General features: G+C 53.0%; 24 protein-coding genes and 1 tRNA gene. 14 read left to right on the top strand and 11 right to left on the bottom strand.

What is annotated here, in order from left to right; genetic code table 11:
• Window positions 1–96 precede the first annotated feature (96 nt).
• Both NSQ73_RS25270 and NSQ73_RS25265 read left to right on the top strand, forming a co-directional pair.
• Window positions 97–1,200, top strand: coding sequence for an ATP-binding protein (locus NSQ73_RS25270; RefSeq protein ID WP_340988620.1), 1,104 nt, complete (start codon window positions 97–99; stop codon window positions 1,198–1,200).
• 145 nt (window positions 1,201–1,345) lie between these two features.
• Window positions 1,346–2,890: a leucyl aminopeptidase gene (locus tag NSQ73_RS25265; RefSeq protein ID WP_340988619.1), complete on the top strand. Its 1,545-nt coding sequence runs from the start codon at window positions 1,346–1,348 to the stop codon at window positions 2,888–2,890.
• Between the two features lie 113 nt (window positions 2,891–3,003).
• On the opposite strand, the gene NSQ73_RS25260 is transcribed toward NSQ73_RS25265, so the two are convergent.
• From NSQ73_RS25260 to NSQ73_RS25245, 4 genes are all read right to left on the bottom strand, one after another.
• Window positions 3,004–3,135 carry a hypothetical protein gene (locus NSQ73_RS25260; protein WP_256704057.1) on the bottom strand — a complete coding sequence of 44 codons (132 nt, stop codon included), beginning with the start codon at window positions 3,133–3,135 and terminating at the stop codon, window positions 3,004–3,006.
• Between the two features lie 108 nt (window positions 3,136–3,243).
• A complete protein-coding gene (locus NSQ73_RS25255; RefSeq protein ID WP_039301473.1) occupies window positions 3,244–3,426 on the bottom strand; it encodes a FeoB-associated Cys-rich membrane protein in 183 nt (60 codons plus the stop codon).
• 43 nt (window positions 3,427–3,469) lie between these two features.
• A complete protein-coding gene (gene feoB, locus NSQ73_RS25250; RefSeq protein WP_340988618.1) occupies window positions 3,470–5,482 on the bottom strand; it encodes a ferrous iron transport protein B in 2,013 nt (670 codons plus the stop codon).
• On the bottom strand, window positions 5,479–5,721 hold the full coding sequence (locus NSQ73_RS25245; protein WP_042134498.1) for a FeoA family protein: 243 nt from the start codon (window positions 5,719–5,721) through the stop codon (window positions 5,479–5,481). Before NSQ73_RS25245 ends, feoB begins: the two co-directional genes overlap by 4 nt.
• 250 nt (window positions 5,722–5,971) lie before the next feature.
• Between NSQ73_RS25245 and NSQ73_RS25240 the strand changes: the two genes are divergently transcribed.
• The 3 genes from NSQ73_RS25240 to NSQ73_RS25230 all read left to right on the top strand — a co-directional run bounded on the left by NSQ73_RS25240 (window position 5,972) and on the right by NSQ73_RS25230 (window position 9,394).
• Entirely contained in the window at window positions 5,972–6,931 is a 960-nt protein-coding gene (locus tag NSQ73_RS25240) for an aldolase catalytic domain-containing protein (protein ID WP_179093653.1), read from the top strand.
• Between the two features lie 188 nt (window positions 6,932–7,119).
• A complete protein-coding gene (locus tag NSQ73_RS25235) occupies window positions 7,120–9,243 on the top strand; it encodes a putative bifunctional diguanylate cyclase/phosphodiesterase (protein ID WP_340988617.1) in 2,124 nt (707 codons plus the stop codon).
• Between the two features lie 77 nt (window positions 9,244–9,320).
• Window positions 9,321–9,394: transfer RNA gene (locus NSQ73_RS25230), tRNA-Gly, on the top strand.
• 196 nt (window positions 9,395–9,590) lie between these two features.
• On the opposite strand, the gene NSQ73_RS25225 is transcribed toward NSQ73_RS25230, so the two are convergent.
• Both NSQ73_RS25225 and NSQ73_RS25220 read right to left on the bottom strand, forming a co-directional pair.
• On the bottom strand, window positions 9,591–10,946 hold the full coding sequence (locus NSQ73_RS25225) for a dipeptidase (RefSeq protein WP_042134502.1): 1,356 nt from the start codon (window positions 10,944–10,946) through the stop codon (window positions 9,591–9,593).
• Window positions 10,947–11,104: 158 nt separating this feature from the next.
• Window positions 11,105–11,785 carry an SDR family NAD(P)-dependent oxidoreductase gene (locus NSQ73_RS25220; protein ID WP_340988616.1) on the bottom strand — a complete coding sequence of 227 codons (681 nt, stop codon included), beginning with the start codon at window positions 11,783–11,785 and terminating at the stop codon, window positions 11,105–11,107.
• 114 nt (window positions 11,786–11,899) lie between these two features.
• On the opposite strand from NSQ73_RS25220, the gene NSQ73_RS25215 reads away from it, so the two are divergent.
• From NSQ73_RS25215 to NSQ73_RS25200, 4 genes are all read left to right on the top strand, one after another.
• Window positions 11,900–12,379 carry a winged helix-turn-helix transcriptional regulator gene (locus NSQ73_RS25215; protein ID WP_340988615.1) on the top strand — a complete coding sequence of 160 codons (480 nt, stop codon included), beginning with the start codon at window positions 11,900–11,902 and terminating at the stop codon, window positions 12,377–12,379.
• A gap of 44 nt (window positions 12,380–12,423) precedes the next feature.
• Window positions 12,424–13,374: a TRM11 family SAM-dependent methyltransferase gene (locus NSQ73_RS25210; protein WP_340989406.1), complete on the top strand. Its 951-nt coding sequence runs from the start codon at window positions 12,424–12,426 to the stop codon at window positions 13,372–13,374.
• A 78-nt stretch (window positions 13,375–13,452) separates the two neighbouring features.
• The gene (locus NSQ73_RS25205) at window positions 13,453–14,070 is read left to right on the top strand and encodes an NUDIX hydrolase (protein ID WP_340988614.1); all 618 of its coding nucleotides are present in this window, start codon (window positions 13,453–13,455) and stop codon (window positions 14,068–14,070) included.
• Window positions 14,071–14,270: 200 nt separating this feature from the next.
• Entirely contained in the window at window positions 14,271–14,426 is a 156-nt protein-coding gene (locus NSQ73_RS25200) for a hypothetical protein (protein ID WP_156122990.1), read from the top strand.
• A 98-nt stretch (window positions 14,427–14,524) separates the two neighbouring features.
• Here the strand turns inward: NSQ73_RS25200 and NSQ73_RS25195 are convergent, their stop codons facing one another.
• Both NSQ73_RS25195 and abc-f read right to left on the bottom strand, forming a co-directional pair.
• On the bottom strand, window positions 14,525–14,998 hold the full coding sequence (locus NSQ73_RS25195) for an ASCH domain-containing protein (RefSeq protein ID WP_340988613.1): 474 nt from the start codon (window positions 14,996–14,998) through the stop codon (window positions 14,525–14,527).
• Between the two features lie 70 nt (window positions 14,999–15,068).
• On the bottom strand, window positions 15,069–17,006 hold the full coding sequence (gene abc-f / locus NSQ73_RS25190) for a ribosomal protection-like ABC-F family protein (RefSeq protein WP_340988612.1): 1,938 nt from the start codon (window positions 17,004–17,006) through the stop codon (window positions 15,069–15,071).
• A gap of 425 nt (window positions 17,007–17,431) precedes the next feature.
• Here abc-f and NSQ73_RS25185 point away from each other — a divergent pair, with 425 nt between their 5' ends.
• Window positions 17,432–17,809 carry a PH domain-containing protein gene (locus NSQ73_RS25185; protein WP_039301572.1) on the top strand — a complete coding sequence of 126 codons (378 nt, stop codon included), beginning with the start codon at window positions 17,432–17,434 and terminating at the stop codon, window positions 17,807–17,809.
• A gap of 48 nt (window positions 17,810–17,857) precedes the next feature.
• On the opposite strand, the gene NSQ73_RS25180 is transcribed toward NSQ73_RS25185, so the two are convergent.
• Complete coding sequence (locus tag NSQ73_RS25180; RefSeq protein WP_039301448.1) at window positions 17,858–18,397, bottom strand: chromate transporter; 540 nt, start codon at window positions 18,395–18,397, stop codon at window positions 17,858–17,860.
• Window positions 18,397–18,975 carry a chromate transporter gene (locus NSQ73_RS25175; RefSeq protein WP_340988611.1) on the bottom strand — a complete coding sequence of 193 codons (579 nt, stop codon included), beginning with the start codon at window positions 18,973–18,975 and terminating at the stop codon, window positions 18,397–18,399. Before NSQ73_RS25175 ends, NSQ73_RS25180 begins: the two co-directional genes overlap by 1 nt.
• Window positions 18,976–19,256: 281 nt before the next feature.
• On the opposite strand from NSQ73_RS25175, the gene ggt reads away from it, so the two are divergent.
• Together ggt and NSQ73_RS25165 are read left to right on the top strand one after the other, a co-directional pair.
• A complete protein-coding gene (gene ggt / locus NSQ73_RS25170) occupies window positions 19,257–20,801 on the top strand; it encodes a gamma-glutamyltransferase (protein ID WP_340989405.1) in 1,545 nt (514 codons plus the stop codon).
• A gap of 66 nt (window positions 20,802–20,867) precedes the next feature.
• Window positions 20,868–22,220, top strand: coding sequence for an amidase family protein (locus NSQ73_RS25165; protein WP_340988610.1), 1,353 nt, complete (start codon window positions 20,868–20,870; stop codon window positions 22,218–22,220).
• A 294-nt stretch (window positions 22,221–22,514) separates the two neighbouring features.
• Here the strand turns inward: NSQ73_RS25165 and NSQ73_RS25160 are convergent, their stop codons facing one another.
• The gene (locus NSQ73_RS25160; RefSeq protein WP_340988609.1) at window positions 22,515–22,682 is read right to left on the bottom strand and encodes a hypothetical protein; all 168 of its coding nucleotides are present in this window, start codon (window positions 22,680–22,682) and stop codon (window positions 22,515–22,517) included.
• A 285-nt stretch (window positions 22,683–22,967) separates the two neighbouring features.
• Between NSQ73_RS25160 and NSQ73_RS25155 the strand changes: the two genes are divergently transcribed.
• Both NSQ73_RS25155 and NSQ73_RS25150 read left to right on the top strand, forming a co-directional pair.
• On the top strand, window positions 22,968–24,542 hold the full coding sequence (locus NSQ73_RS25155; RefSeq protein WP_340988608.1) for a PucR family transcriptional regulator: 1,575 nt from the start codon (window positions 22,968–22,970) through the stop codon (window positions 24,540–24,542).
• 43 nt (window positions 24,543–24,585) lie between these two features.
• Entirely contained in the window at window positions 24,586–25,206 is a 621-nt protein-coding gene (locus NSQ73_RS25150) for an NTP transferase domain-containing protein (RefSeq protein ID WP_340988607.1), read from the top strand.
• Window positions 25,207–25,410: the final 204 nt, after the last annotated feature.

Raw genomic sequence — 25,410 nt, 5'->3', positions numbered from 1 at the left:
AATGTTCTGGCGGCTTCGTCATATACTCATATACATAGTAATTTGATGTCGCTTAAGCGTCTTCGTCAATTGCAGTAAAAGGGGGAACTTCGTATCGTGATAAGCCAATATCAGGAAAGCTTGCTTTTACCGGCAAGAACGTTTCAATCCGGACCGATGGATACTACATATGAGGATGTTCTGGAGCATATCGACAGCGGGATTCTGCTTTTTGATGAAGAGGGAGTTCTGACGTTTGTAAACAAGCAGATGTACGGCATATTGGAGCTGGGCCGTCATTCTCTGCTTGGCTGCACCCTGACTCATTTGATAAGCCATATTCAACTAAGCCGTTTTAAGAAGAAGCTCGTTTTGCGGAGCTACCGTGAAATGGTGATCAAAGGTAAGCCAAGCTATGAATTTGTAGATGAGTATGGCCGATACTGGCGCGCCTCTCTCTGCAGCGGTGAGCAGATGAAGGGCTGCTACCTGTTCACGCTCAAAGAGATCTCAGACTTCAAGCTGATTGAACAGACAGCATACCAGAACGACAGTCTGGCGATGCTCGGCAGATTATCGGCTTCAATTGCTCATGAGATCCGCAACCCGCTGACTGCGATCCGGGGTTTTATTCAATTGCTGCATCCCCATCTTCACCTGCTCGGCAAGGAGGAGTATGCGAAGATTATATTGGCTGAGATTGATCGTGCCAATGACATTATTCATGAATTTCTGACTTCCTCCAAGCCTTCGGTGCCACAGGTCAGTATGATTCCTGTCTCGGCGCTCCTTAAGGAAGTCGTTCTGCTTACGGAGAGTGAAGCTCTGATGAAGGGCTGCCAGATTAATCTGCAGGTGCTTCAGGAAGATCTGTTCATCTCCGGAGACACGAAACAAATGAAGCAGGTCGTCTTAAACATGATTCGGAATGCTATGGAAGCGATCTCGGAGAGAGCGGATGATTCCATGGGCAGAATAGAGGTCGGAGCGCGCAAAGAAGGAACAGAGGTGCGGATTTTTATCTCTGACAATGGCAAAGGCATGGATATATGCACACTGGATAGGCTGTTCAATCCTTTCTTCACCACCAAGGAGAATGGTACGGGATTAGGACTCTCGGTCAGTGACCGTATCATCAAGAATCATGGAGGCTGCATCTCTGTCAGCAGCCGGCTGAATGAGGGAACCCGGTTCGTGATTTCGCTTCCGCTTATTCATTAATCTAACAATAGACTCGGTATTTCCAGGCTTCCGGGTTATAATCAATATATTAAGGGCTGATTCCTGCAGTGCACGGTCATGTGCGGGAGATCAGCCCTGTCTGCGTTATTTAGAATAATACAGTGAGTCAGTGGAGGGATGCAGCATGAATATTGAATGGAGCAGCGGTTCAGAGGCAGCTTCGCTGCAAGGCGATGCCTTATGTTTCATAGTCTCGGAGGAACAGGCGCAGGGGGAAGGACTTTCGGCCGAATGGGCGGAGAGGATCAGCCTGCTGTCCCGGGCAGGGCTGTTTAGCGGCAAGCTGGGGCAAATTTACCTGCTGCCGGTGACTGGCCGTCCGGAGCTGCCGGTAGTCATTCTGGCCGGAAGCGGCAATGGCAGCGCAGCAGTCCATGACCTGCGGCTGCTGATGGCGCAGGCCGCCAGGGCGGCTCACAGACTGAAGGCAGCTACCCTGATCGTGCAGATCCCCGATCAGCTGAACCAGCTGCCTGAGGCCCTGAAGGCTGAGACAGCAGGCCAGGCCCTTGCAGAAGGCCTGGTCCTTGGGGCCTACCGCCGCAGACAATACAAGCTGGAGCAGCCGGGTTACGCCGGCTTAAGCGCCGTAAGGCTGCATATGGAGCGTCAGACCGAAGAGTCAGAGGATGAGCGCTGGAAATCAGGCGTGTTGCGGGGGCAGGCTTTTGGGGAAGCGACGAATCTGGCCCGGGACTTAACCAATCTCCCGGGTAATCTGCTGACCCCTTCAGAGCTTGCGGCAGCAGCCATCGAAGTAGCAGAACGCCACGGCCTTCCTGCTGAGGTGCTGGATGAACGTGAGATTGAGCTTAAGGGAATGGGCGGATTACAGGCCGTAGGCAAAGGCAGTGTGAATCCGCCGCGTATGATAGCCATTCGCTATCAGGGAACCAATCAGTGGGAGAATGTGGTGGGGATTGTCGGCAAGGGCATCACCTTCGACACTGGAGGCATTTCGCTCAAAAGAGCTCCTGGGATGGAGGATATGATCAGTGACATGGGCGGTGCAGCCGCAGTACTCGGAGTCATGGAGGCCTTGGGGCGTTTGCGCCCCCGGATCAATGTGGTCATGCTTATTCCGTCGGCGGAGAATATGCCGGCAGGCAATGCTTTTAAACCTGGTGATATTATAACCTCCCTCAGCGGAAGAACGATTGAAGTGCTGAATACCGATGCGGAAGGCAGAGTGGTTCTGGGAGATGCAATCACGTACGCGCGGGAGTGGGGGGCGGAACGGATTATTGATGTCGCCACGCTAACAGGGGCCGTCTTGTCCATTCTGGGCGATGTGGCTACGGGCGCTGTAACGAATGATGAAGAGTTCCTGGCGGAGCTCCTGGAGGCCTCTAGGCTGTCAGGCGAGCAGATATGGGCCCTGCCCGTCTATCCGGAGTTCCGCGAGATGCTAAAAAGCGAGGTCGCCGATATCCGCAATGCTGCCGGAAGATACGGCGGAGCTACTACAGCCGGATTATTCATCGGCGAATTTGCCGAAGGTCTGCCATGGATTCATCTGGACATTGCCGGAACGGCATTTTTGTCGAAAGAGCGGGGAGTGAACCCGAAGGGGGCAACGGGTGTGATGGTGCGCACGCTCCTGGAGTATCTGCTCCGCTTAGCTCCTGGCTCTGGATTCGAGGCAGATACTGCGCAGTCCTCTTCATAAATCTGTTATGACCAATTATGAAGCTAAACAGCCGCAGTCTCCGGATTCCCGGGACTGCGGCTGTTTAAGCTTGAACTATTATTGGAAGAAGCGATTTTAGTTTGAGTTACAACCTATTTTCTGGCTTTCATCTGTGCAGTAAAGGACTGGACCCCATTCATGATCTTGTCCCGCGTATTCTTATTCTTCAGCAAGTAGGCTGCTCCCAATGCTACCGTAGTAAACAATGTCTTTTTGGTGTTCATGGTAATTCCTCCTTGGTATGGTCTGGCTGTAATTGCTTATAACTAACATACCCGCATGCCAAGGATTCTAAACGAATTGTATTCTTTTCTCTAGAGACGCAGACGGATCTAATGTTTGGGATCGGCTGTAGTTCCACAGCAGGACAAAGGTGAATCCAGCGATGCGGCCGAACAGGTTTTGCTTTTGTCACAGCCGGCACAGGCGCCTTCTTTGCCCTTTTGAACATGACGGTACAGCATCCAGCCGGAGTACCCGAAGATAAGCGCTACAATCAGAATATTGACTATCATTGCTGCTCTCGCTTCCTCTCAGTAAATCTTGGACTTGCTGCCTCTACGACCATCCCAACAGCCGGCCGCCCTGGAAAATAACCAGTGACACGGCATACGCCAGTACCAGTGAATATCCCATGGAGAAGAAAGTCCATTTCCAGGATGCCGTCTCTTTCCTGATTACTCCGACCGTAGCCAGGCAAGGAATATAGAGCAGGATGAAGGCCATGAAGCTGATCGAACTAAGTGGTGTGAAGACTGAAGCAATTTGTCCTTCCAGCCCAGCGCTATCCGGCGCATGGTAAATGATATTCATGGTGGAGACCACAACCTCTTTGGCGAGGAAGCCGGGAACCAGTGTGGAACCGGCCTGCCAGGTGCCGAAGCCGAGCGGCTGCAGCAGCGGTGCGATCAGCCCGCCGAATTTGGCCAGGAACGAGTGGTCCATCTCTACATTGAATCCGGCAGGACCCGCGTAGGACATCAGCCAGATAATGACCGAACCGGCAAGAATGATGGTTCCTGCTTTACGCAGGAAGCCTTTGCCCTTCTCCCAGGTGCTTCGGCCTAGTGTCTTGAACTGCGGCATCCGGTAAGGAGGCAGCTCGATGATGAAGATGGAGGATTCATTCTTGAACAGATGTTTGGAGAATAATTTACACAGAATCAGGGCGAAGACTACTCCCATCACATACATCGCCAGCACCGCAGTTGCTTGCCGGGCCGGGAAGAAGACCGCTGCAAACAGCAGGTACACCGGCAGCCGGGCTGAACAGGACATCAGCGGCATAAGCAGCGTTGTCAGCATCCGGTCCTTGGGCTGTTCGATACTGCGCGCAGCCATAATCGCCGGCACGTTACAGCCGAAGCCGATAATGAAAGGGATAAAGGCTTTGCCGTTCAGGCCCATCCGTTCCATCGTGCTGTCCATCAGCAGGCAGACGCGTGCCATGTAACCGGAATCCTCCAGGAAGGAGATCATCAGGAACAGAATGAAAATCTGGGGAACGAAGACAAGCACGCCGCCGACACCGCCGATAATACCATCGACAATCAAAGCATGAGTAAAGCCTGATGCACCGATCGCCTGCAGCAATGAGTTGGCTCCGTCACTGAGAGGGCCCCCAATAAAGCCGTCCAGAAGATCCGATAAAGGTCCGCCTGCCCAGTCAAAGGTCGTTTTGAACATAGCATACATAAAGACGATAAACAGAGGCAATCCCAGAAAACGGTGAGTCAGGATGGAATCCAGCCGCTCCGTCAGATTATGCGGCTTCTGCTTCGTCGCATCGATGGCCGCCGCGCATACACTGCGGATGTAGTCCATGCGGATGGAGCGGATCCATTGCGGGAGGGTAAGCGCCAGCTTCTGCTTTTGCAGCTGGGTCTGGCAGGCATCGCAGAGGAGCATCAGCTCAGAAGTATCCATACGTTTCTTGAGCAGCTCCAGTACTACCGGATTCTGCTCCATCAGCTGCAGGGAAACCCAGCGCAGGTTAGGCAGCCCGGAGATCTGCTGCAGTTGATTTGAAATAGAAGCTATCGTCGCTTCAACGAGTTCACCATAATTCAGATGGAAGCTTACAGGCGGAATATTCGCCGGCTTCTCCAGAACGCTGAGCACCTGGCTGCTGCCTTTGCCTGTTCTGGCAATCAGCGGTAACACGGTTATCCCAAGCTGTGCCTGCAGTACTTCAGGATTCACCTGAATTCCGCGGGCATTGGCAACATCGATCATGTTCAACCCGAGTATAATCGGCTTGCCGTATTCGAGCAGCTGCAGGGTAAGCAGCAGATTTCGTTCCAATTGTGATGCATCGACAATATTGATGAGTGCTTCGGGTGATTCTTCGATCAGATATTGGGCGGCTACGCCCTCATCGCGGGAGAGCGGATGAAGTGAATAGATTCCGGGTAAGTCGATCAGCTTGCCGGCTCCGTTCTTCAGGCTGCCGACCTTCTTCTCAACAGTAACGCCTGCCCAGTTCCCGACATATTCATACGAAGATGTGAGTGTATTGAAAAGCGAGGTCTTTCCGGTGTTTGGATTCCCTACAAGGGCGATGGAGCTCATGAAACTTTCACCTCAATCATCGAAGCTTCCTTCCGGCGGATAGCGAATAATTGACCGTTACATTCCAGCGTAATGGGGCCCATAAAAGGACCTTTACCCTTCAGGCGGATCATTACACCTTCGGATACTCCAAGATCGGCAAGGCGGCGGCGCAAGATGGGGTTCATGCCTTCAATTCTATAAATAGAACCGGTAGTGCCCGGTTGTAAACGCAGCAAGGAGCAGGATGCAGAAGCCATTGTAATCCCTCCGAGAGAGATTGATAATCAATCTCAATTATTTCTTGTACTGTAGCATTTTGTAAGGAACTTTACTGTGACTAATATCATTGTTTTGATCTCCTGAAATCTATATGGAAATTACTGAAATTTTCTTTACAATTTATTCTTCATTAAAGTATGATTGAACGATAATGTAAGCATAGTAAGTTTGTGGCCTTGTTTATTATGAGGATATAATATGAAGCTAAGCCCGAAGGGAGAACAGATTGTGAAGACTAATCATAGCAAAATTGTCGATTGTACCATCCGTGACGGGGGATTGGTGAATAACTGGGATTTCAGTATTGAATTTGTTCAGAAATTATACGCTGGTTTGAATGAAGCCGGTGTTGATTATATGGAAATCGGATATAAAAACTCACCGAAGCTGCTGAAAGGATCGGAGGGTGCCGGTCCGTGGCGTTTTCTGAATGATGATTTCCTGCGCAAGGTTATTCCGCAAAAAGGCCACACCAAGCTGTCGGCACTGGTCGATATCGGCCGTGTAGACGTGAATGATATCCTGCCCCGCAGTGAGAGTATGCTGGATCTGATTCGTGTAGCCTGCTACAGCAAAGATGTGGACAAGGCGCTTGAGTTGGTGCAGACCTTCCACGATCTGGGGTATGAGACTACGATTAATATTATGGCTCTATCCAATGTCATGGAGAATGAACTGCTTGAAGCGTTCGAACAAATCCGCGAAAGCGTTGTTGATGTTGTATATATCGTAGATTCCTATGGCAGTCTGGATCATAATGACATCCATTACCTGGTAGAGAAGTTCAGAACACATTTGCCGGATAAGCGCCTGGGTGTACATACGCATAACAATCTGCAGCTGGCCTTCTCCAACACACTGATTGCAGCGGAAAAAGGTGTCGAACTGCTGGACGCTTCCTGCTACGGCATGGGCCGTGCTGCCGGCAATTGTCCTACAGAGCTGCTGGTTACCCATTTGAAGAACACCAGATACACCCTCCGTCCCGTTCTGGATATCGTTGAGAACCTGATGATTCCGTTGCGCGAGAAGGAAGAGTGGGGATATATCATCCCATACATGATTACGGGAACACTGGACGAGCATCCGCGCTCGGCGATGGCGCTGCGTTCTTCAGCCGATAAAGACAAGGCGGTTGACTTCTATGACAAGCTGACTACACCTGAGGTTAATTTCGGGGATAAATAAACGTCCGGAAGAAGAAAGCACTGACCTCTATTTAGAGGAAGGTGCTTTTTTTCTGCCAGAGATGGCTTCTTTTAATATTGTAGGATGAACGATGTAACTTTACGGGGGTATTCAACCGATATTTATACATAGGACATGATACACATAAACTAGTTATTATAGATATCATTTTTAGACGCGAGGGACTTATGAGACAAGAAGAGAGAAAGACCATTCATGCGGCGGTTATAGGGGCTGCGCTGTTCCTTCTGATCCAGATTTTTCGTACACCGCTGGGCCATATAGAGGATAAAGATTTACTGCTGGCATTCTATCTTATTTCGGGCTGCTGCACTGTGGCTTTCGGCTTTGCGATTTTTGCCCAGGGCAGGTTGTTATTCTCCAATAAATTATCCAAAGCAAGACTTTATACATCCGCGCTGTTTTTGGGTGTAAGCATCTTTGATTTCCTGCATGTTCTCAGTTTTGTAGGCATTCCCGGAGTTGCCTCTTATATTAGTTCCGGACAGTCCCTATGGCTGCTGACCTTCTCGCGGCTTGCCAGTGCGCTGGGGATCGTACTTATCTTCTGCAGGGCAGATCAGCCGGTGTCGGTTGACAGCAAGCACAAGGTATTCCGGAATTCATTTATGTTAATTCTGCTATCTGCGGCAGCGTTTGGCGCCGGCAACCTGATTATCCCTGGACTGGCGGGTTATTCGTGGGTAGAGACCGTAAGAGATCTGGTGAATATGGCTGTACTGTTCGTTTATCTGCTTGGAGTAGGAATTATTGTATATCCGGGCAAAATTGAGAAGTCGGCTTCGTTGCTGATTATTATCCGCTCCCTTGTATTCTTTGCACTGGGCCAGGTCTTCTTCATGAATCTGTTCAGTGTCGGAGATATGGATTATCTGTTCGGGATGCTCAGCAGCGGAGTTGCTTATTATCTTCTGCTGACTGGTGTCTACAGATTGACGATTGAGGAGCCCTTTGAGGAGAACCAGCAGGCTGAGGCGCGGATTAATTATCTGGCCTTCCACGATGATCTTACAGGTCTTCCGAACAGACGCCGCCTGATGCAGCGTATGGAAGAGATCGTGCTCCAGAGTGAGAAGGACAAAAGCCGCGGATTCTCAGGCCTGGTTATCATGAACATCAATCATTTCAAGAATATTAATGACTCCCTCGGACATTATGCAGGAGATTTGCTGCTGCAGCTGGTCGCCCAGCGGATCGGGAATCAGGTTAGAGTGAATGAAGAGCTCTATAGTATGGGAGCGGATGAGTTTGCTTTTCTGATGACAGAACGGACCGGTCTTGAGAACTGTCTGGTCCGGGCGAATGAGCTGCTGCGGCTGTTCGAGACACCCGTAAGCCTCGAGTCCGGAGAATATCACATTTCGCTTAGTCTGGGGATGAGCATCTTCCCCGGAGACGGTGATACGGCAGAGCAGCTAATTCAGAACGCGGATACTGCTGTGCACAATGCCAAGGAGCAAGGGGTGGATATCCGCCGCTATATTCCGGCTATGCAGATGAAGGCGAAGGAACGCCTCAAGCTGGAGAATGATCTGCGCAGAGCCCTGGAGCGTAATGAATTCTATCTTGTCTATCAGCCTCAGGTGCTGCTTGAGACCGAAGAGATTGTCGGCATGGAGGCGCTGCTGCGCTGGAATCATCCCAAACGCGGACTCGTCTCTCCCGTTGATTTCATTCCAATCGCAGAAGAGAGCGGGCTGATTGTTCCAATCGGGGAATGGGTGCTAAGAACGGCCTGCCAGCAGAATAAAACATGGCAAAATGCCGGTTATCGGCCCATTTGTGTCTCTATTAATCTATCGATGCGTCAGTTCCTGCAGCCGAATCTGGCTGGTAAGATTGGGGCAATTCTGCAGGAGATCGGTCTCGATCCCAGCTATGTTGATCTGGAGATTACAGAGAGCATGACACTGGATAAGGAGACTGCCTTTGACCAGTTGAACCGCCTGAAGAGACTTGGCGTATGCATCAGTATTGATGACTTCGGCACAGGCTACAGCTCATTGCATTATCTCAAGAACATGCCGATTGACCGGCTCAAGATTGACCGCTCCTTTGTCTCGGAAGTGATGGAGGACAGCAACAATGCGGCGATTGTCTCCACGATAACGTCCATGGCTCACCACCTGAAGCTTAAGGTAACTGCGGAAGGCGTTGAGAATAAGGAACAGCTGCAATTCCTGCGCCAGCAGCATTGCCATGAAGCCCAGGGGTTTCTGTTCAGCAAGCCGGTCAAGGCAGAGGAGTTCGAACTGTCTTTTCTGAAGCCGCTGCTGGAAATGCCATCGTAATGTGATCTTGGAGATCCTGCTAGGGTTGCAATTTATTCGTAGTGATGCTACAATGTTTTTTGTACTCAATTTGAGTTGCGGGTGTAGTTCAATGGTAGAACTTCAGCCTTCCAAGCTGATAGCGTGGGTTCGATTCCCATCACCCGCTCCATATTTTAATTCCAAATCCTTGTCCGCAAGGGTTTTTTTGTTGCTTATTTTCGTTATACAACCGGCGAGAATAGGATTATAGGACAGTCATACGTATTACGTATTATGATCCGCAAAAAGCCAGGCTTCCGATTCTCCGGGAGCCTGGCTTTGCTGTTGCAGCTATTGTGGACCAGCCTGGGAAATGCTGTGCCGGATTATACGGTCTTCAGAAACTCTACAATCGTCAGCAGGCCTTTATCGAAATTCTCCAAATTGAAATGCTCATCCGGAGCATGCAGGTTCTCGTCATCGAGGCCAAAGCCCATCAGAACCACCGGAGCCTTCAGAATGCGGGAGAAGCTCTCCATGATCGGGATCGAGCCGCCGTCTTTGGTGAAGAGGGCACGGGTGCCGTACACTTTGCCGTAAGCATCCGCAGCAGTCTGCAGAATTGGATGAGAAGGATCGATGTTGAAGGCGCGGGCTTTCTCCATCTGCTTCACATGCACTTTCGCGCCGCTCTGGATATTAGCCTGCAGATGCGCTTCTACAGCATCCAGAATATGCTGCGGGTCCTGGTCGCCGACAAGGCGGCAGGTAATCTTAGCATGGGCTTCCTTCGGAATAACGGTCTTGCTGCCTTCGCCCTGGAAGCCGCCGTACACGCCGTTCAATTCAAGCGTCGGACGTGCGCCAACCCGTTCTACGAAGCTATAGCCTTCCTCGCCGTATAATTGCTCCAGGCCAAGGCCTGCTCTGATTTTGTCTTCATCTACGCCCTGCTTGGCGAATTCCTCACGCAGCAGCGGAGAGAGCGTAGGCACGCCTTCATAGAAGCCTTCAACGGACACACGGCCCTTGTCATCATGAAGCGAGCTGAGCAGCGACACCAGGGCATGCAGCGCATTGGGAACGCCGCCGCCGTAAGAGCCGGAGTGAAGATCTGTCAGTGCGGTGTTCACAGTGACTTCAAGTGAGCACAGTCCGCGCAGTCCGGTGCAGATTGCAGGGCGTCCGCGTTCCAGCAGGGAGGTATCCGAGACAAGTACGGCATCTGCCGCAAGCTTGTCCTGGTTGGCTTCCAGGAATGGAGGCAGGTTCACGCTGCCGATCTCTTCCTCGCCTTCGATGCACAGCTTGATGTTGACAGGAAGTGTGCCTTCCTGCTTGAGAATGGCTTCGATGGCTTTGATGTGCATAAACACCTGGCCTTTGTCATCAGTGGCTCCGCGCGCGTACAGCTTGCCGTCACGGATCTCCGGTTCAAACGGAGGGGTAGTCCACAGATTCAGCGGATCAACCGGCTGCACATCGTAATGTCCGTACACCAGAATCGTCGGCTTGCCCGGGGCATGAAGATAGTCTGCATATATAACAGGATGGCCTGCAGTGGGGTGCAGCTCAATATTGTCCAGTCCGGCACGCTTCAGGGTCTCTACCAGCCAGCCTGCGGCGGCGTTCACATCTTCCTTGTGGGTAGAGATAGCCGAGATGCTGGGAATTGCCAGCCATTGCTTGAGTTCGGTTAGCTGAGCCTCACGCTCAGTCTGAAAATAAGTTTCGTAAGACATAGTAATTATGTACCTCCTTGGAATCGCTGCATAATGCCGCCAAGACCCGTATCATGCCAGGGCAAGATAACAGGTCCGGACGGGCTTAGGTTCGGCAGTGTAATGCATCCATTATACTGGAGATATCATTAGGGATCAAAAAGGTTTGTTCAAAACGCTTACCAGAGGATGGTGGCCGGTGTAACGCCTTGGGGGAAGGTACCCTCGGCCTCAATGCCGCCAGCGTACAGATTGTACCATGCATCGGCAATCAGATCCGGATCGGCCGCAGTTCCCGGCCTGATAAATGCGCCGATAGCCAGATGGGCCACATAAATACCTTGCGGTGCCAGATCCGAATGCAGGTTCATCGCATAGTTGCGCAGCCCGCTGAGAGCTATACCCATATTGCCCATCATCGGAATCGGGTACAGGGAGGACAGTCCGGTTGTGAATAAAATAGCGCCGGTTTTCTTCTCCAGCATCTCCGGCAGCACCTGCTCCACACTGCGGATCGCGCCGATGACTTGTGACTGGAACGCGTCAAGGGCAATTTGTTCCGTAACCTGCGTTGCCGGAGTCGGCGGATAGCTGCCGCTGGCCGGACTGAACTCAAGGACATCAATGAAGCCGTAGTTGTCTTTGATGTCCTGGAAGGCAGCGGTCAGCTGCTCTTTATTGTAGAGATCTGCCGGAAAGGCAGCGGCTTCAATGCCCAATACTGCGAGTTCCTCTACTAAATTATTTAATTTGTCCGCGTTGCGGGAGATCAAAGCGGCACGGAAGCCATGTGCACCAAACTTCTTGGCGATAGATAATCCCAGACCCGGTCCTGCGCCTACGATAGCGATAGTTTTCATGGTTCATCAGTTCCTTTCAGGTTGTTGATTACTAACAGTAACCATGATAGACTTAGTTAGCTTAAGCGGCAAGAAGGCACTATTAGCTGCTTAGGTTACATGGAGGTAACTACCTTGAAGAATCAATCGAATGAACGGCTACAGGTACAGCAGCTTACTACGCTGGAGGATTGCACGGTTACCCGGCAGATCCTAGACCGTGTTGGCGATAAATGGAGTATGCTGATTATTGTGAACCTTGGTGTGCAGTCTTTGCGTTTCAAGGAACTGCAGCGCCGTTCGAGCGGTATCTCTCAGCGTATGCTGACCCAGACGCTCCGCCATCTGGAACGTGATGGGCTGGTCTGGCGCAAGGCCACACCCACAGTCCCTTTAACTGTAGAGTACGGTCTTACAGCACTGGGTGAATCTCTTCTTGGCCCGTTGACTTTACTGGTAGAATGGGTGAATGGAAACCGTGGCGAAATCGCCAAGGCAAGGATCAGCTATGATAGCGGGCATGAGGATGTTGAGCCGGCCGATAGCCCGGAAAAGTTGAGTATAGAATCAGAAACAGAAGCGCCGCCAGCGGCGGAAGCGATAGGAGCGGAATAACAGTGTCAGCGAATGTACCAGCAAGTCTTGAATATGAAGCACAAATGCCCCAGGCCGGAAACAGGTCTTATATCTATACGTACGCCCATTCTGAGGATGAGACATCCCTATGCGGTATGGAGCTGCGCTGCCTGTTTGGACGGGAGATCCCGCCGGCTATATTCTCAAGCGGGACCCGGGTGGACGTCAGCCGCAGCCCTTTTATCAAAGAGCGGATTGATGTGATATATGAAGGGGACACGCTCCCGGAAATCTACCGGCAGACGGAGCAGGTGGAGCTGGAGGGGAAGACCTTTAAAGTTATTTTTGTGAAGACGAATGATCTGGCACCTGAGCATAAAGTTGAATACGATGAGCGCAGAGTGATTGAACGGGAAATAGGCCTGCGGATTGAAGGCGAGGCGGATGTGAATCATCCGGAGCTGGTGTATGGAATTGTAACGCTGGGCGGACGCTGGTACTTCGGCGCTTATCATAAGAATAAGGCAACCTGGTTCCGGCAGATGAAAAAGCCGCGCAGTTACTCCATAGCACTCAGCACGCGGGTGGCACGGGCGGCGGTCAATATGGCGGTTCCCCGCATAGCCGGAGTGAAGATGATAGATCCCTGCTGCGGGATTGGTACAGTAATGGTTGAGGCACTGTCTATGGGAATCGATATTGTAGGACGTGATATTAACCCGCTTATTGCTGCCGGAGCGCGGACGAATATCGCCCATTTCGGCTTCGAGAGTGAAGTCACGCTCGGGGATATTGCCGACATTACGGAGCATTACGATGTTGCTATTGTGGATATGCCTTATAATCTGTATTCGCGGATTACCCCTGAGGAGCAGTTTGCCATTCTCACCAATACCCGCCGGATTGCTGACCGGGTTGTAATTGTGGCGATTGAAGCGATGGATGAAATGATTCATTCTGCCGGCTTTACGATCATCGACCGCTGTATTGCGAAGAAAGGTGCGTTCTCCCGTCATCTGATGCTCTGTGAGTAGTGCTAATAGGATGAATGGAGCTGCTGGAGTTCAGTAAAAGTATGTTCTATCCCATATCTGATTAGAGGCGGTGTACTTATGGAACAGAAATGGTTAACCTGGGCCAAAGAAATACAGGGGATTGCCCAGACAGGTCTGACCTATGCCAAGGATGTATATGATATCGAACGTTATCAGGCGCTGCGGGAGCTGAGTGTAGATATTCTGGCTAACTATACGTATGAGAGCAAGGAACGCATCCGGCTCTCTTTCGCGGGAGAGGGCGGATACAGCACACCGAAAGTGGATATCCGCGGAGTCATTTTTCAGGATAACAAAATTCTGCTGGTACACGAGAAGCTGGACGGGAAATGGGCATTGCCCGGAGGCTGGGCGGACATCGGCTTGTCTCCGAGCGAGGTGGTTGTGAAAGAGATTGCCGAGGAATCCGGCTATCAGGCAGAGGCCGTACGTCTGCTCGCTGTGCTGGACAAGAAGTTTCACCAGCATCCCCCGGAGCCTTATCATGTCTACAAAATGTTCATCCTGTGCCGGATTACCGGCGGGTCAGCGGAAGCGGGTGTGGAGACAAGCGGGGTAGGATTTTTTGCCGAGGATGCCTTGCCTGAACTGTCTGAGGAGCGCAATACGGCGGAGCAGCTGCACACATTGTTCCAATATTTACATAATCCTGAAAAGGCAGTAATATTGGACTAAAGTACTGCATATAATAGATGACCAGGAGTATATAAGTTTTAAAGTAGACAAAAATTGGTTAATATTATTTATGTAAGCCTTTGCATTAATCAACCGCTGAGCCTTTATATCTAAAAATTTATCAGAAACACAACTTTTTGGGCCAGGCGGTCTACATTTTTTCCTCTGCTGTGTCGATAACAATTTTAGGAGGGGATCGCATGGAACAAGAAGAGTTAAGACTTCCGCTGACGCAGGAAGGTGTAACACGTCCTGCAGAAGGTAATATTGCCACCGGCCTGGTATGGGGCGTCCTAATCAGTATTCCATTATGGATCTCGGTTATCGGCTGGATTACGGGCATCTGGAAATTTTAAGATTCATCGCTGAAGCTCTAACCTTATACTAACTTGCAACTATACAATGAAGGCTGCCTCTTCGGTTACGAAGAAGCAGCCTTTTTAAGTGCTAGGATTTACAGTTCTTTATTGATATGCACCAGTCGAAAGGTCTCGCAGATGACCCGCATACCCGGGTCGAATGGCTTACCTTCACCCTCAAGCTCTCTGGTGAAGAACACTTCATGGTTATAGCGCCACGATTCGAGGCTGCGGTCATCCTCCCCTTCAGAATACGCGAACTCAGCCGTTACATCCGCAAACGGAACAATCTCAACCTTCGTAGTCTCGATGATTCCGCGCGGCTGCCCCGTACTGTCCAGCAGCACGGATAGCCCGCCCGCAAAGGGCAGAGGCGTACCGTGTGCTTCATTTAACTCATAATTTTGTGCCGTTCCGGTCTTGATTCCAGCCAGGACCAGCTCCAGCAGTTCATCGGCCAGCCGGGGGTTGTCGCCAAAAGCCCAGGCGCTGTCGAAATTCTCCGCTGCCTCAGGATGGTCTTGCAGATAAGACTCCCAGTATTGTGCTATCGCCGGGGTTAATGTCACCTTGCTCACCTCTGTTATGGGATTAGAAATCAGTCTAAAGAATAAATGCAAAAGAATTAACATAAACGAATTAAGAGTTATCCGCTTCGCTTAACCAGCTGCTATACAAGTCATCCAGCTTCTGCTGCGCGGCATCCCGCGCCGTCATAAGCTCAGCCAGCTTCCCGGAATCGCTGGCAAATAGCGGGTTCAGCATCTCGCCGTCGATAACACTGAGCTGAGCCTCAACAGCAGCAATGTCCTGCTCCCAGGAGACGGCCGGGCGCGGCTTGCGGGAAGGAGCGGCGGATGCGGTACCATCGGCCGGACGGGGCTTAATGACGGCAGCAGCCGTACTCCCTGCTGCAGCTGCAGCTTGCCGTTCGGCAGCCGCGGCTTTCTCAGCCTGCTTCTCCTTGTAATATTCATAATTCCCGGAGAAGGATGAGAAACGCCCGCCATCAATATTCCATAGCTTTGCGAAGCAGCGGTTAATGAAATAACGGTCATGCGATACAGCCAGCACGGTCCCGGGGAACTCCTCCAGCGCCTCTTCCAGCGCTTCGCGGGAATCGATATCGAGATGGTTGGTCGGCTCATCCAGAATGAGCAGATTCGGACGGCGGTGCATCAGCACCGCGAAGCGCAGCCGTGTCCATTCTCCGCCGGAGAGATTGGTGATGTTCTTGAACACATCACTGCCGTAGAAGAGAAACCGGGCCAGCTGCCCGCGGGCCTCTCCTTCTTCAAGCCCTGCTTCCTCGCGGAAATAACGGAGCACGGATTGGCCGTTCTCCTCCGGTACAGCTTCCTGGGCCAGGTAGCCGACAACGGCTCTGGAGGCCAGCGTACAGCTGCCGCTGTCCGGGGCTTCCTGCCCTAGAATAATCCGCAGCAGCGTGCTTTTGCCTGCGCCGTTGCCGCCGATCAGTGCCGTAGTCTCTCCATATCTGAGAATGTCACTGGCTGCCGAGAAGAGCTTACGCTCTCCGAAGGCTTTGCTAATCTGGTCAAGGATTACGACCTGATTGCCGGTCCGGTCATCCTGCTCCAGCTGCAGATCCATGGACTTGCGCTCCAGAACCGGACGTTTGACTCTGACCATCCGGTCCAGCGCCTTCTGCATGGAAGCTGCGCGGCGGGGGAACGAAACGTTCTGCGGATTCAGCTTTCCCCATTCAATCAGCCGCTTGATGCTCTCCTGCATCTGCTTAATCTTCTTCTGCTGCTCCTGATAATCGGCGAACTGCTGCAGGAGTCTGGCTTCCTTCTCGACCTGATAGCCGCTGTAATTCGTATGGAAGGTGAAGGCTTCCCCGTCTTCGATCTCAATGACCTTCTTAACGACGGCATCGAGGAAATAGCGGTCATGGGAAATGGCCAGCACAGTGCCGTCATAGCTCTGCAGGAACTGCTCCAGCCATTCGATAGCATCCATATCGAGATGGTTGGTCGGCTCATCGAGCAGCAGAATATCGGGACGGCGCAGCAGCAGCTCGGCGAGGCCGACCTTGGTTTTCTCCCCGCCGGAGAGGGAAGAGAACCGGCGGTCATATTGGCCGCTTCCAATGCCAAGTCCGGTGGCAATACGGCTGATGGAGGATTCGATTTCATATCCGCCAGCGGCTTCGAATTTCTCCTGCAGGTTGCCGTATTCCTTAAGCAGCCGGTTCCAGGTCTGTTCATCGTCACTTGCACCGGAAGCGGACATTGTCTGCTCCAGCTCCCGCAGGCGGCGCTGCCACTGCAAGGGCTCGGCGAAGCTGCGCTGCAGAACCGCATATACGGTTTCATCGTCACTCACCTCCTGGATCTGCGCGAGCAGTCCGATGACGCTGTTCCGGCGGATGGAGATCTGTCCCTGATCGGGACGTTCTTCCCCGCTCAGCAGATGGAAGAGGGTGGTCTTGCCGCAGCCGTTGCGGCCGATCAGGCCGATTTTTTCGCCTTGGCGGATATCGAAGGTGATGTTCTCCAGGACGAGCTGGGCACCGTGGTATTTTTGGACATTTTGGCATGAGATGATCATAGTTATTCTCCTTTTATAGGAACGCCCTGGCTACAAAACAACATAAAAAGGCCGCAGGGAAATTTCCCCGCGGCCTGAGTATTCTCCGGTTTATGAGATCCGTTGAAGTGTAGGCGAGAAAGGCATTTCACAATGTTGTAGTGTTATTAAGTTCGTGTAAATGGACAGACTTCTCCCGTCCAGGGCATTTACATGAACGATGCCAGCCATAATATTAATCAGCCGGCTGCTAACACTATTGGTCCGATTGTGATCCATTCTCCTACACCTCCTTCTTCTAAATTTAAAGTCATTTTAACCAATAAGCCGGGAATAAGCAAGAGGGAAATCCCCTTGCTCTGGTATAAATCCATAAATCCGCAAGTAGTATGGACTATGGCGGAGGAGGAATTGCTGCCAATCTATTATAGGAAAAGGGGATTATGATGGCGATTTTTAACGGATTGCTGGGCAATGCTTCCCAGGTCCCGCTGGAAGATGTGAAGCGGGAATATGCGCAGATTCTGGCCCCGCAGGAAACGATCGAACGCGCCTACAAGCTGATCCGGGATATGTTTATTTTTACGGACAAACGTCTGATCCTCGTAGATAAGCAGGGGGTGACCGGCAAGAAAACGGAATATCATTCGATTCCCTACAAGAGCATCACCCATTACTCGGTGGAAACGGCCGGACATTTCGACCTCGATGCGGAGCTGTGCCTCTATGTGTCCGGTGCGGCGGTCCCGCTGAAGAAAACCTTCAACAAGTCCGTCAATATCTATGAGGTGCAGGCGGTGCTGTCGCAATATATTCTGAAGTGAGCGTCGGCTGCGGAGAAGGTTATCAGCCAGGGGGAACGTGAGAGTCAGCTAGACCGTGTACTGCAGCACCAGCCCTCCATAGGCAAAAGCAGCGAGAATAACCAGCGCGGGGTGGAGTTTTAAGTGCTTCAGTGCCCAGAAGGCTATTGCGGCAATGATCAGGGTCTGCCAGATGCCGATGGAATCTGCCGGGCCTTTGGCCATTTTGAAGGTAAGCACAACCATCATAATGGCGATAACCGGCTGGACAAGCAGCGTCATGCCTTTGACGACAGGCGACTGCTTGTATTTCTGCATCACGTTCAGCAGGATGATCAGCGCAGCAGCGGAAGGGACAATCGTCGCCAGCAGTGCAGCGGCCAGTCCGGGCCAGCCGTAGACATCGTAGCCTACATAAGCAGCGATTTTGGTGGCGATCGGTCCGGGCAGCGCATTGCCGAGCGCCAGCATATTGGAGAATTCTTCATCGGTCAGCCAGCCGTAATGCGGCACGATCTCTTCGTACATTAGCGGAATGGAGGAGGGGCCGCCGCCATAGCCGAGCAGATTAGCCATGAAAAACCCGTAGATCAGCTTGAGCCATTCCATTAGGCGGTTCCCCCTTTGTTCTGTTTCGCAAGTATCCGGTAATGGACCGTTCCATAGCCGAGGTATAGCACGATGACTATGGCCGGATGCAGATGCAGCACTTCAAGCAGCACCAGGGTAAGCAGCAGGAAGCCAGCCCCGATCATTACACCAAGGCCCTTAAAAGCCTTCCGGGCAAACTCATAAGCCATCATTCCCAGCATAACCGCAATCACAGGGGAAACCGCAGCGATCATTCCGGCTACAACCTTGGAACCGCTTAAGTAATTTACGGCAGATAACAACGCGATCATCGCAATTCCGCTGGGAAAGATATGTGCCAGCACGGAGAGGATGGCTCCCCGGACGCCTTTTAGCTTATAGCCGAGGTAAGCGGCCATTTTGGTAGCGATCGGACCCGGCAGCGCATTGGCAATGGCAAGCGTCTCGCCGAACTCCTCATCGCTCAGCCAGCCATAGCGGGTTACGGCATCATGCCGGATCAGCGGGATGACGGACGGTCCGCCGCCATAGCCGAGGATGCCTGTTCTGGACATAGCCATAGCAATCTGGATGTATTCGTTACCGGTGGTTTTCATTAGAGGATAGGCCCCATTTCGTAAGTGGATTCCGCAGCGCGGAATGGTGCTTGGCCGCTTGATCAGCTTATTCTATACAATTCATATGTCCGGTTCTATATTACAGGCTCTTATGGACGTAAAGTTTGTGCATGGCTCACAAAAATAACAGCGTGAATTTACGGTTTCCCGGAACCGATTGACAAAGGTTTCGGGCGTACTGTTAAATGACACTAACTTGAACGACACCGGAATGGGAGATGGTCAGCTTGACGACAGGACCTGTAATCGGCACTAAAACGATGGTTGTCAGTCCCCATTATCTGGCATCCGCCGCCGGAGCGCGGATGCTGGTCAAAGGCGGCAACGCCTATGATGCGGCGGTTGCAGTCAGCGCTGCGCTGGCTGTAGTCTATCCGCATATGACCGGGCTCGGCGGCGACGCCTTCTGGCTGGGCTACAGCGCCGGTGAAGGGCGCGTCCGGGCCTACAACGGCAGCGGACGATCCGGCTACGCCGTCCGCAGGGACTGTTACGCGGGGGAGATGGCCATCCCGCGGCGGGGTGTGCGCAGCGCCATTACGGTACCCGGAATGGCGGACAGCTGGGAGGCCGTCCAGCGTGAGTATGGACGGCTGACCCTGGCTGAGGTGCTGGAGCCGGCAATCGGCTACTGCGCCGATGGATTTCCGCTGTCACCGGACCAGCACGGTGGCAGCGTTCTGGCCGGAGCCGCGCTGTCTCCTGAGGCAGCGGCGATCTATCTTCCCGGCGGCCGGATTCCGGCGGCGGGCGGGAGGTTTGTGCAGCGGCAGCTGGCCGGGACGCTGCGGGCCTTGGCCGCGGGAGGCCGGGATGCTTTTTATAAGGGAAAGATCGCGGAAGAGATAAGTGAGTATATGCAGGCGTCGGGCGGATATCTCACCCGGGATGATTTCGCCGATCACCGGGGGAACTGGGAAGAGCCGCTGTCTACGGACTACCACGGGCACAGGGTCTATCAGGTTCCGCCCAACTCGCAGGGCTTCACAGCGCTTATGGCACTCAATATACTGGAGCGTTATAACTTTGCCGACATCGGGCACGGCTCGTATGAATATTATCATCTGCTGGCGGAGGCGCTGAAGCTGAGCTTCCGCGACCGGGACCGGGTGCTGACCGATCCGGCCTTCAGCAGGATTCCGCTGGATCAGCTGCTGGATAAGGGGTATGCAGCACAGCTGGCGGCATCCATCTCCCCGCAGCAGGCGCTGGCTATCGGCAGTGAGCCGGTAGGCCGGGATACGGCCTATGCTGCGGTCGTGGACGGGGAAGGCAACGCGGTTTCGTTCATCCAGAGCCTGTATTTCGAATTCGGCTCCGGGGTTGTGGCCGGAGATACAGGGATTCTGCTGCAGAACAGAGGCTCATTCTTCTCGCTTGATCCCGGCCATATTAATACGCTGGAGCCGCATAAGCGCACGTTCCATACGCTGATGCCGGCGATGGCCTGCCGGGACGGCAAGCCGGCCTATCTGTATGGCACGCAGGGCGGCGAGGGTCAGCCCCAGACCCAGACCCTGCTGCTGACCCGGATGCTTCATTACGGCATGGACCCGCAGACGGCAGTGAATGAACCCCGCTTCGTCTGGGGCAGAACCTGGGGAGAGCCTACCCAGGAGCTGAAGATAGAGAACCGGGTAGCCGGACATGTGCAGGCCGAATTGGCGGAGGCAGGTCATCTGGTCCGTGAGGTCGGGAGCTACGATGGGATTATGGGCCATGCCCACGCCATCTCGATTGACGGCAACGGCTACCGCAGCGGCGGTACGGACCCGCGTTGTGACGGTTCAGCCATCGGCTGGTAGCGGATTAACGGTAGCTGTAAGGAAACAGAGGCACCCGGTCCGTCCGGGAAGAAAGGTGGGAACAGCATGGCTCTACATAATCATCACGGTGCGTTCAGAGTTCCGGAGCTTGCGGTTCCCGGCAGCGGACACGGAGCTCTGCATGGCTTAAGCTTCACCGTTAAAGATGTATTCGCGGTAGCCGGACACCGTTCATCCGCCGGCAACCCGGACTGGCTGCGCACCCATGAACCGGCGGCTGCCCATGCCCCGGCTGTGAGCAGGCTGCTGCAAGCCGGAGCTGCGCTGCGCGGGGCAGCCCATACGGATGAGCTGATGTACAGCCTGGGCGGGGAGAATTATCATTATGGCACCCCGGTGAATCCGCACGGGGAGGGCCGGATTCCCGGCGGCTCGTCTAGCGGCTCCGCGGTGGCGGTGGCCTCCGGCAGTGTGGATTTTGCCTTAGGCACAGATACCGGAGGCTCTGTCCGTGTCCCTTCTGCCTATTGCGGTGTATACGGCTTTCGTCCAACGCATGGAGCGGTTGATATAGAGGGTGTAATCCCGCTGGCCCCGGGGTTTGATACGGTAGGCTGGATTGCAGGCAGCGCGGAGCTGCTGCTGAAGGCTGGCGAGGTGCTCTTGGGACAGCCCGTGAGGGTGACGGATCAGCCTGGTGAGATTCAAAAGGACAAGCAAACGGATGCTCAAAACGGTGAACCAGCCGATATGAGGAACGGTATGAGGAACGATATGAGGAACGATAAAGCCAAGCCGCACAACATTAAGCCAAGCGGTATGCAAACCGGCAAACAAACTGGCAAGCAAACCAATGCGCACAGGCTGTCCCGGATGTTCATCCCGCCGGAATGCTGGTCATTAGCCGGTCAGGAGTGCGGCGGCTATCTGAAGCTGGGACTGAATAGGCTTCAGACAGGTTCCGCATTGCAGACTGCTGTGATGGAGATTGCCCCGGAAGGCTTGAAGACATGGATGGATGTCTTCCGTGAACTTCAGGGCGCCGAGATATGGGCAACGCATGGCGCGTGGATTGAGCGGGAGCGGCCGGTCTTCGGACCGGATATTGCCGCCCGGTTCACTTGGGCGGCGGGGCTGGCCGGAGCGGACCACAGCGGGGCCCGCTCCTTGCGCAGGGAGTTCGCGGAGCGGCTGCGGGGGCTGCTCGGGAATGACGGCTGCCTCGTCATTCCGACCGTGCCCGGCCCGGCGCCGCTGCGCGGCGGAGATCCCGCGCAGCTGGAGCTGAACCGCAGCGGCGCCATGATGCTCAGCTGCATTGCCGGACTGGCCGGGCTGCCGCAGGTTACGCTGCCGGTGGCGGGACCCGGCGGACTGCCGCTTGGACTGTCCATTATCGGCGGGTATGGGCAGGATCTCGAACTCCTGTCATGGGTGCAGGAGGTATGGAAGCAATGATACGCTGAGTACTGGGAAGAGAGTAAGAGAGTAAGAGAGTAAGAGAGTAAGAGAGTAAGAGAGTAAGAGAGTAAGAGAGTAAGAGAGTAATAAGAAGAATGTGCTGACCATGTGGACGATACTTAAGCAAACGGGCAGCCGCAGAGTGAATCGGACTCAGAAGACCCTATTTTGCCCAAAAACCTATTATTCTGCCGGTTGCGGACTCAGGAGCCGTTATCTTGTTCTTTGAAGCCGGGAATGAGGGGAAATGAGCTTATTAACGGAATCTGAGTCCTCACAACCTGTGGAAGGCTATAATTCGGCCCAATAAGGGGCCTCCAGTCCGGAACGCTTCACGGCTACCCGGTTGATCCCCCTCAGCGGATTTGCCAAACCGGCGCTTATTGCCGCCGGGTCGTCCTGAAGGACGCCAACTGCTGCGCAGAGCAGCTGACTATCCATCTTAACATCGCACTGCATACAGCAAGCCCTAGTTCTCCCGATGAGGAGAAACGGGGCTTTTTCTATTTTGTACGTCAGATTAAAACCTGTGCTTGAGGATTTACTGGATTGAAAATAAGTAATGATTTAATTTTCCTCCAGCAACCCAATCGTTAAAATTCTGTGACTTACGTGATATTACCTGACATTCATGGTTTATATTTTCACTTTCCTCTTTCCATGAAGGGTCATTTTATCTATAATGTTACATAAAGTAACATAAAGAAGAATTAAAGAAGATGAACCTATAGAAGGAGGGATGGCATGCATCTTACGGTTGAAGAAGCGTTGTCCATTTATCCTTTATCTGAAGCTAAACTCATTGCAGGCTCCAAGGGGAAACACAGGATTGTCAAATCCATCAACGTGATGGATGCCCCGGATATCTCGGATTGGATCAAAGAAGGGGAAATGCTGCTGACTACCGCCTATCTGATCAAAGACAGTCTCGAGGATGCCTCGGCACTGCTGCAGACGCTGAACCGCCGCGGATCGGCGGGTCTTGGCATCAAGCTGGGCCGTTTCTGGGATGCGGTGCCGGAGAAGCTGATTGCCGAAGCGGAAACGCTGAATTTCCCGCTGATTGAGCTGCCGTTCCAGTTCACCTTCTCCGATCAGATGAACGGCTTGTTCCGTGCCGAACTCTCGCGCAGCACAAGTGTGCTGCAGAGCATTATGGAGAAGCAGCGCAAGCTTATGCGCTTCGCCCTGCGTTCCGGACGTAGCCGTCCGCTGCTCGAATCGGTCTCTGAGGTTATCGGCTATCCGCTGGCGGTGATCAGCGCCCGGGGCGCAGCGGTCTTCAATAACTCAGGTTATTCCGACAGCCAGCTGCTGGAGGGTTGGCCCTGGCAGAACCGGAATCAGCGCTTCCGCATCGGCGAATGCTCGGGATACCGGATTCCTCTGATGCAAGGCGAGAAATGCTCGGGTTATCTTCTGTACTGCAGGATTGATCCTTTGCTGCTCCCGGTCGAGGAAAGCCTGTTCATCCAGGGTGCTGAACTTATTTCATATCATATCCATTCCGGGTTTGAGGATTATTTCGAGCATGCCGAGCACCGGGAATTCAGTGGACTGCTGCGGCGTTGTCTGAACGGCGGGCTGTCGTGTGCGGAGCTGTCCCAGGCGGCGCTTAAGCTGGATGTGCAGCTGCTGCAAGCCCCGTTCCAGCTTCTGCTGACCGATGTAGCTGCTGCTGGAGAAGCAAGGCAGGCGGAGCTGCTGCGGCTGAAAGAGGAATATCTGGAGCATCCGGTGCTGCATGGGCTGCAGGCGGTTCATTTGATAATGGAAGAGGGATTGCTCTCCCTCTATCCGGTAGGCCCGCTAGCCCCGGAGCAGTTCCGGGAGCTGATTAATGAATGTTTTCACAATCTGAAGTTTGATAAAGGCTATTATCCGCGGGCCGCCGTCAGCGGAGTGAAGGTGAAGCCGGAAGGGCTGAAGGAAGCCTTTGCCGAGATTAAGGAATGTATGGGGATGGTCCAGCAGTGGGGGGCACACGGAAATGTGGTGCATTACCGGCAGCTTGAGCTCCATCTGTTGCTGAACCAGATCCCGGCGGAGACGATGGAGAGATACTGCAGCGGCAGTCTGCGCGGTCTGCTCAGCCGTGAACCGGAATACGTCAAGGAAATGCTCCATACGCTGGAGGTCTATCTTGATAATGACGGCCATGTGAATGAAACTGCGAAGAAGCTGTTTATCCACCGCAATACCGCCACTTACCGGATTGAGAAGCTTAGTGAGCTGCTGGATGTCGATTTCAAAAAAATCAATGATCTCATGAGGCTGAAGCTGGTATTCCTGTTCCGCAGAATGCTGGAACGTGAATAGCTGTAGTATGCCTCTGCAAATTAACGGAAGGAGTGGAGTGCACTTGAAAGTAGCCGGAATCTATCTGGCGGCAAGCCGGAGCAAGGAAGCAGTAACCGGGAGTGGCTCTCAGAGGCAGCCGGGTGGAGTAACGCTTGGAGCAGCCACGCTAAGTGAGCTGGAGCGGTGCGGGCTTGATCCGCTGATTGTGGTGGTCCGGGCAGATGATCCTCTGAAATGGATACCTCCCGCCAGTTCCCGGAGCAGCAGGCGTACGGAGACCTGCCTGACGGCTCATTTAGGGCTGTCCTTCTCTCTCCGGTGCGGCCTGAATGCCATTTCATCGCTGCAGCCTGATGCCGTTGTCATCGCTCACGCGGATCAGCCGTTTATTCCTGCGGCGCTGGTGAACCGGCTGACGGATGCCTTTGAGCAGAATCCCGGACTCGACTATGTGGCAAGCATAAATGAAGGTGTGGTGAATCCCCCTGTGTTGTTCGCAAAATCTGTGTTTCCGGAGCTTCAGGCACTGGACAGCGATAGGGGGTTATCGGCTATTTTTCATTCTCCCGGCTACAAGGGAATGATGCTGCAGAGTGATTCCGAACGGGATTTCACGGATGCGGAGCTGCCGGTCAGCTTTGGGGAGATTCGCAGGGAATGGAGTGTGCCAAGGGACAACTGACAGCGAAATCGCTATTTTCCGAAATTATGTTAGGGAATATCACATATTTTAAGCATAATTCAAGGTATCCTAGTGCACAAAACACAAAAACGACAGCGATTCTTATAAAATGACACAAAGCTATGTTATATAAATTTACGTAACTGCTGTGTCTCAGTATAGTAGAGATACATTAATGGCTGGAGCCATTATGAGAGATATCCT

Origin of the sequence: Paenibacillus sp. FSL R10-2736 (assembly GCF_038000245.1) — a bacterium.
Lineage (GTDB): Bacteria > Bacillota > Bacilli > Paenibacillales > Paenibacillaceae > Paenibacillus_AQ > Paenibacillus_AQ phytohabitans.
Note: the sequence above shows the minus strand (reverse complement) of the source record. Positions and strands in the feature narration are given on the sequence as shown.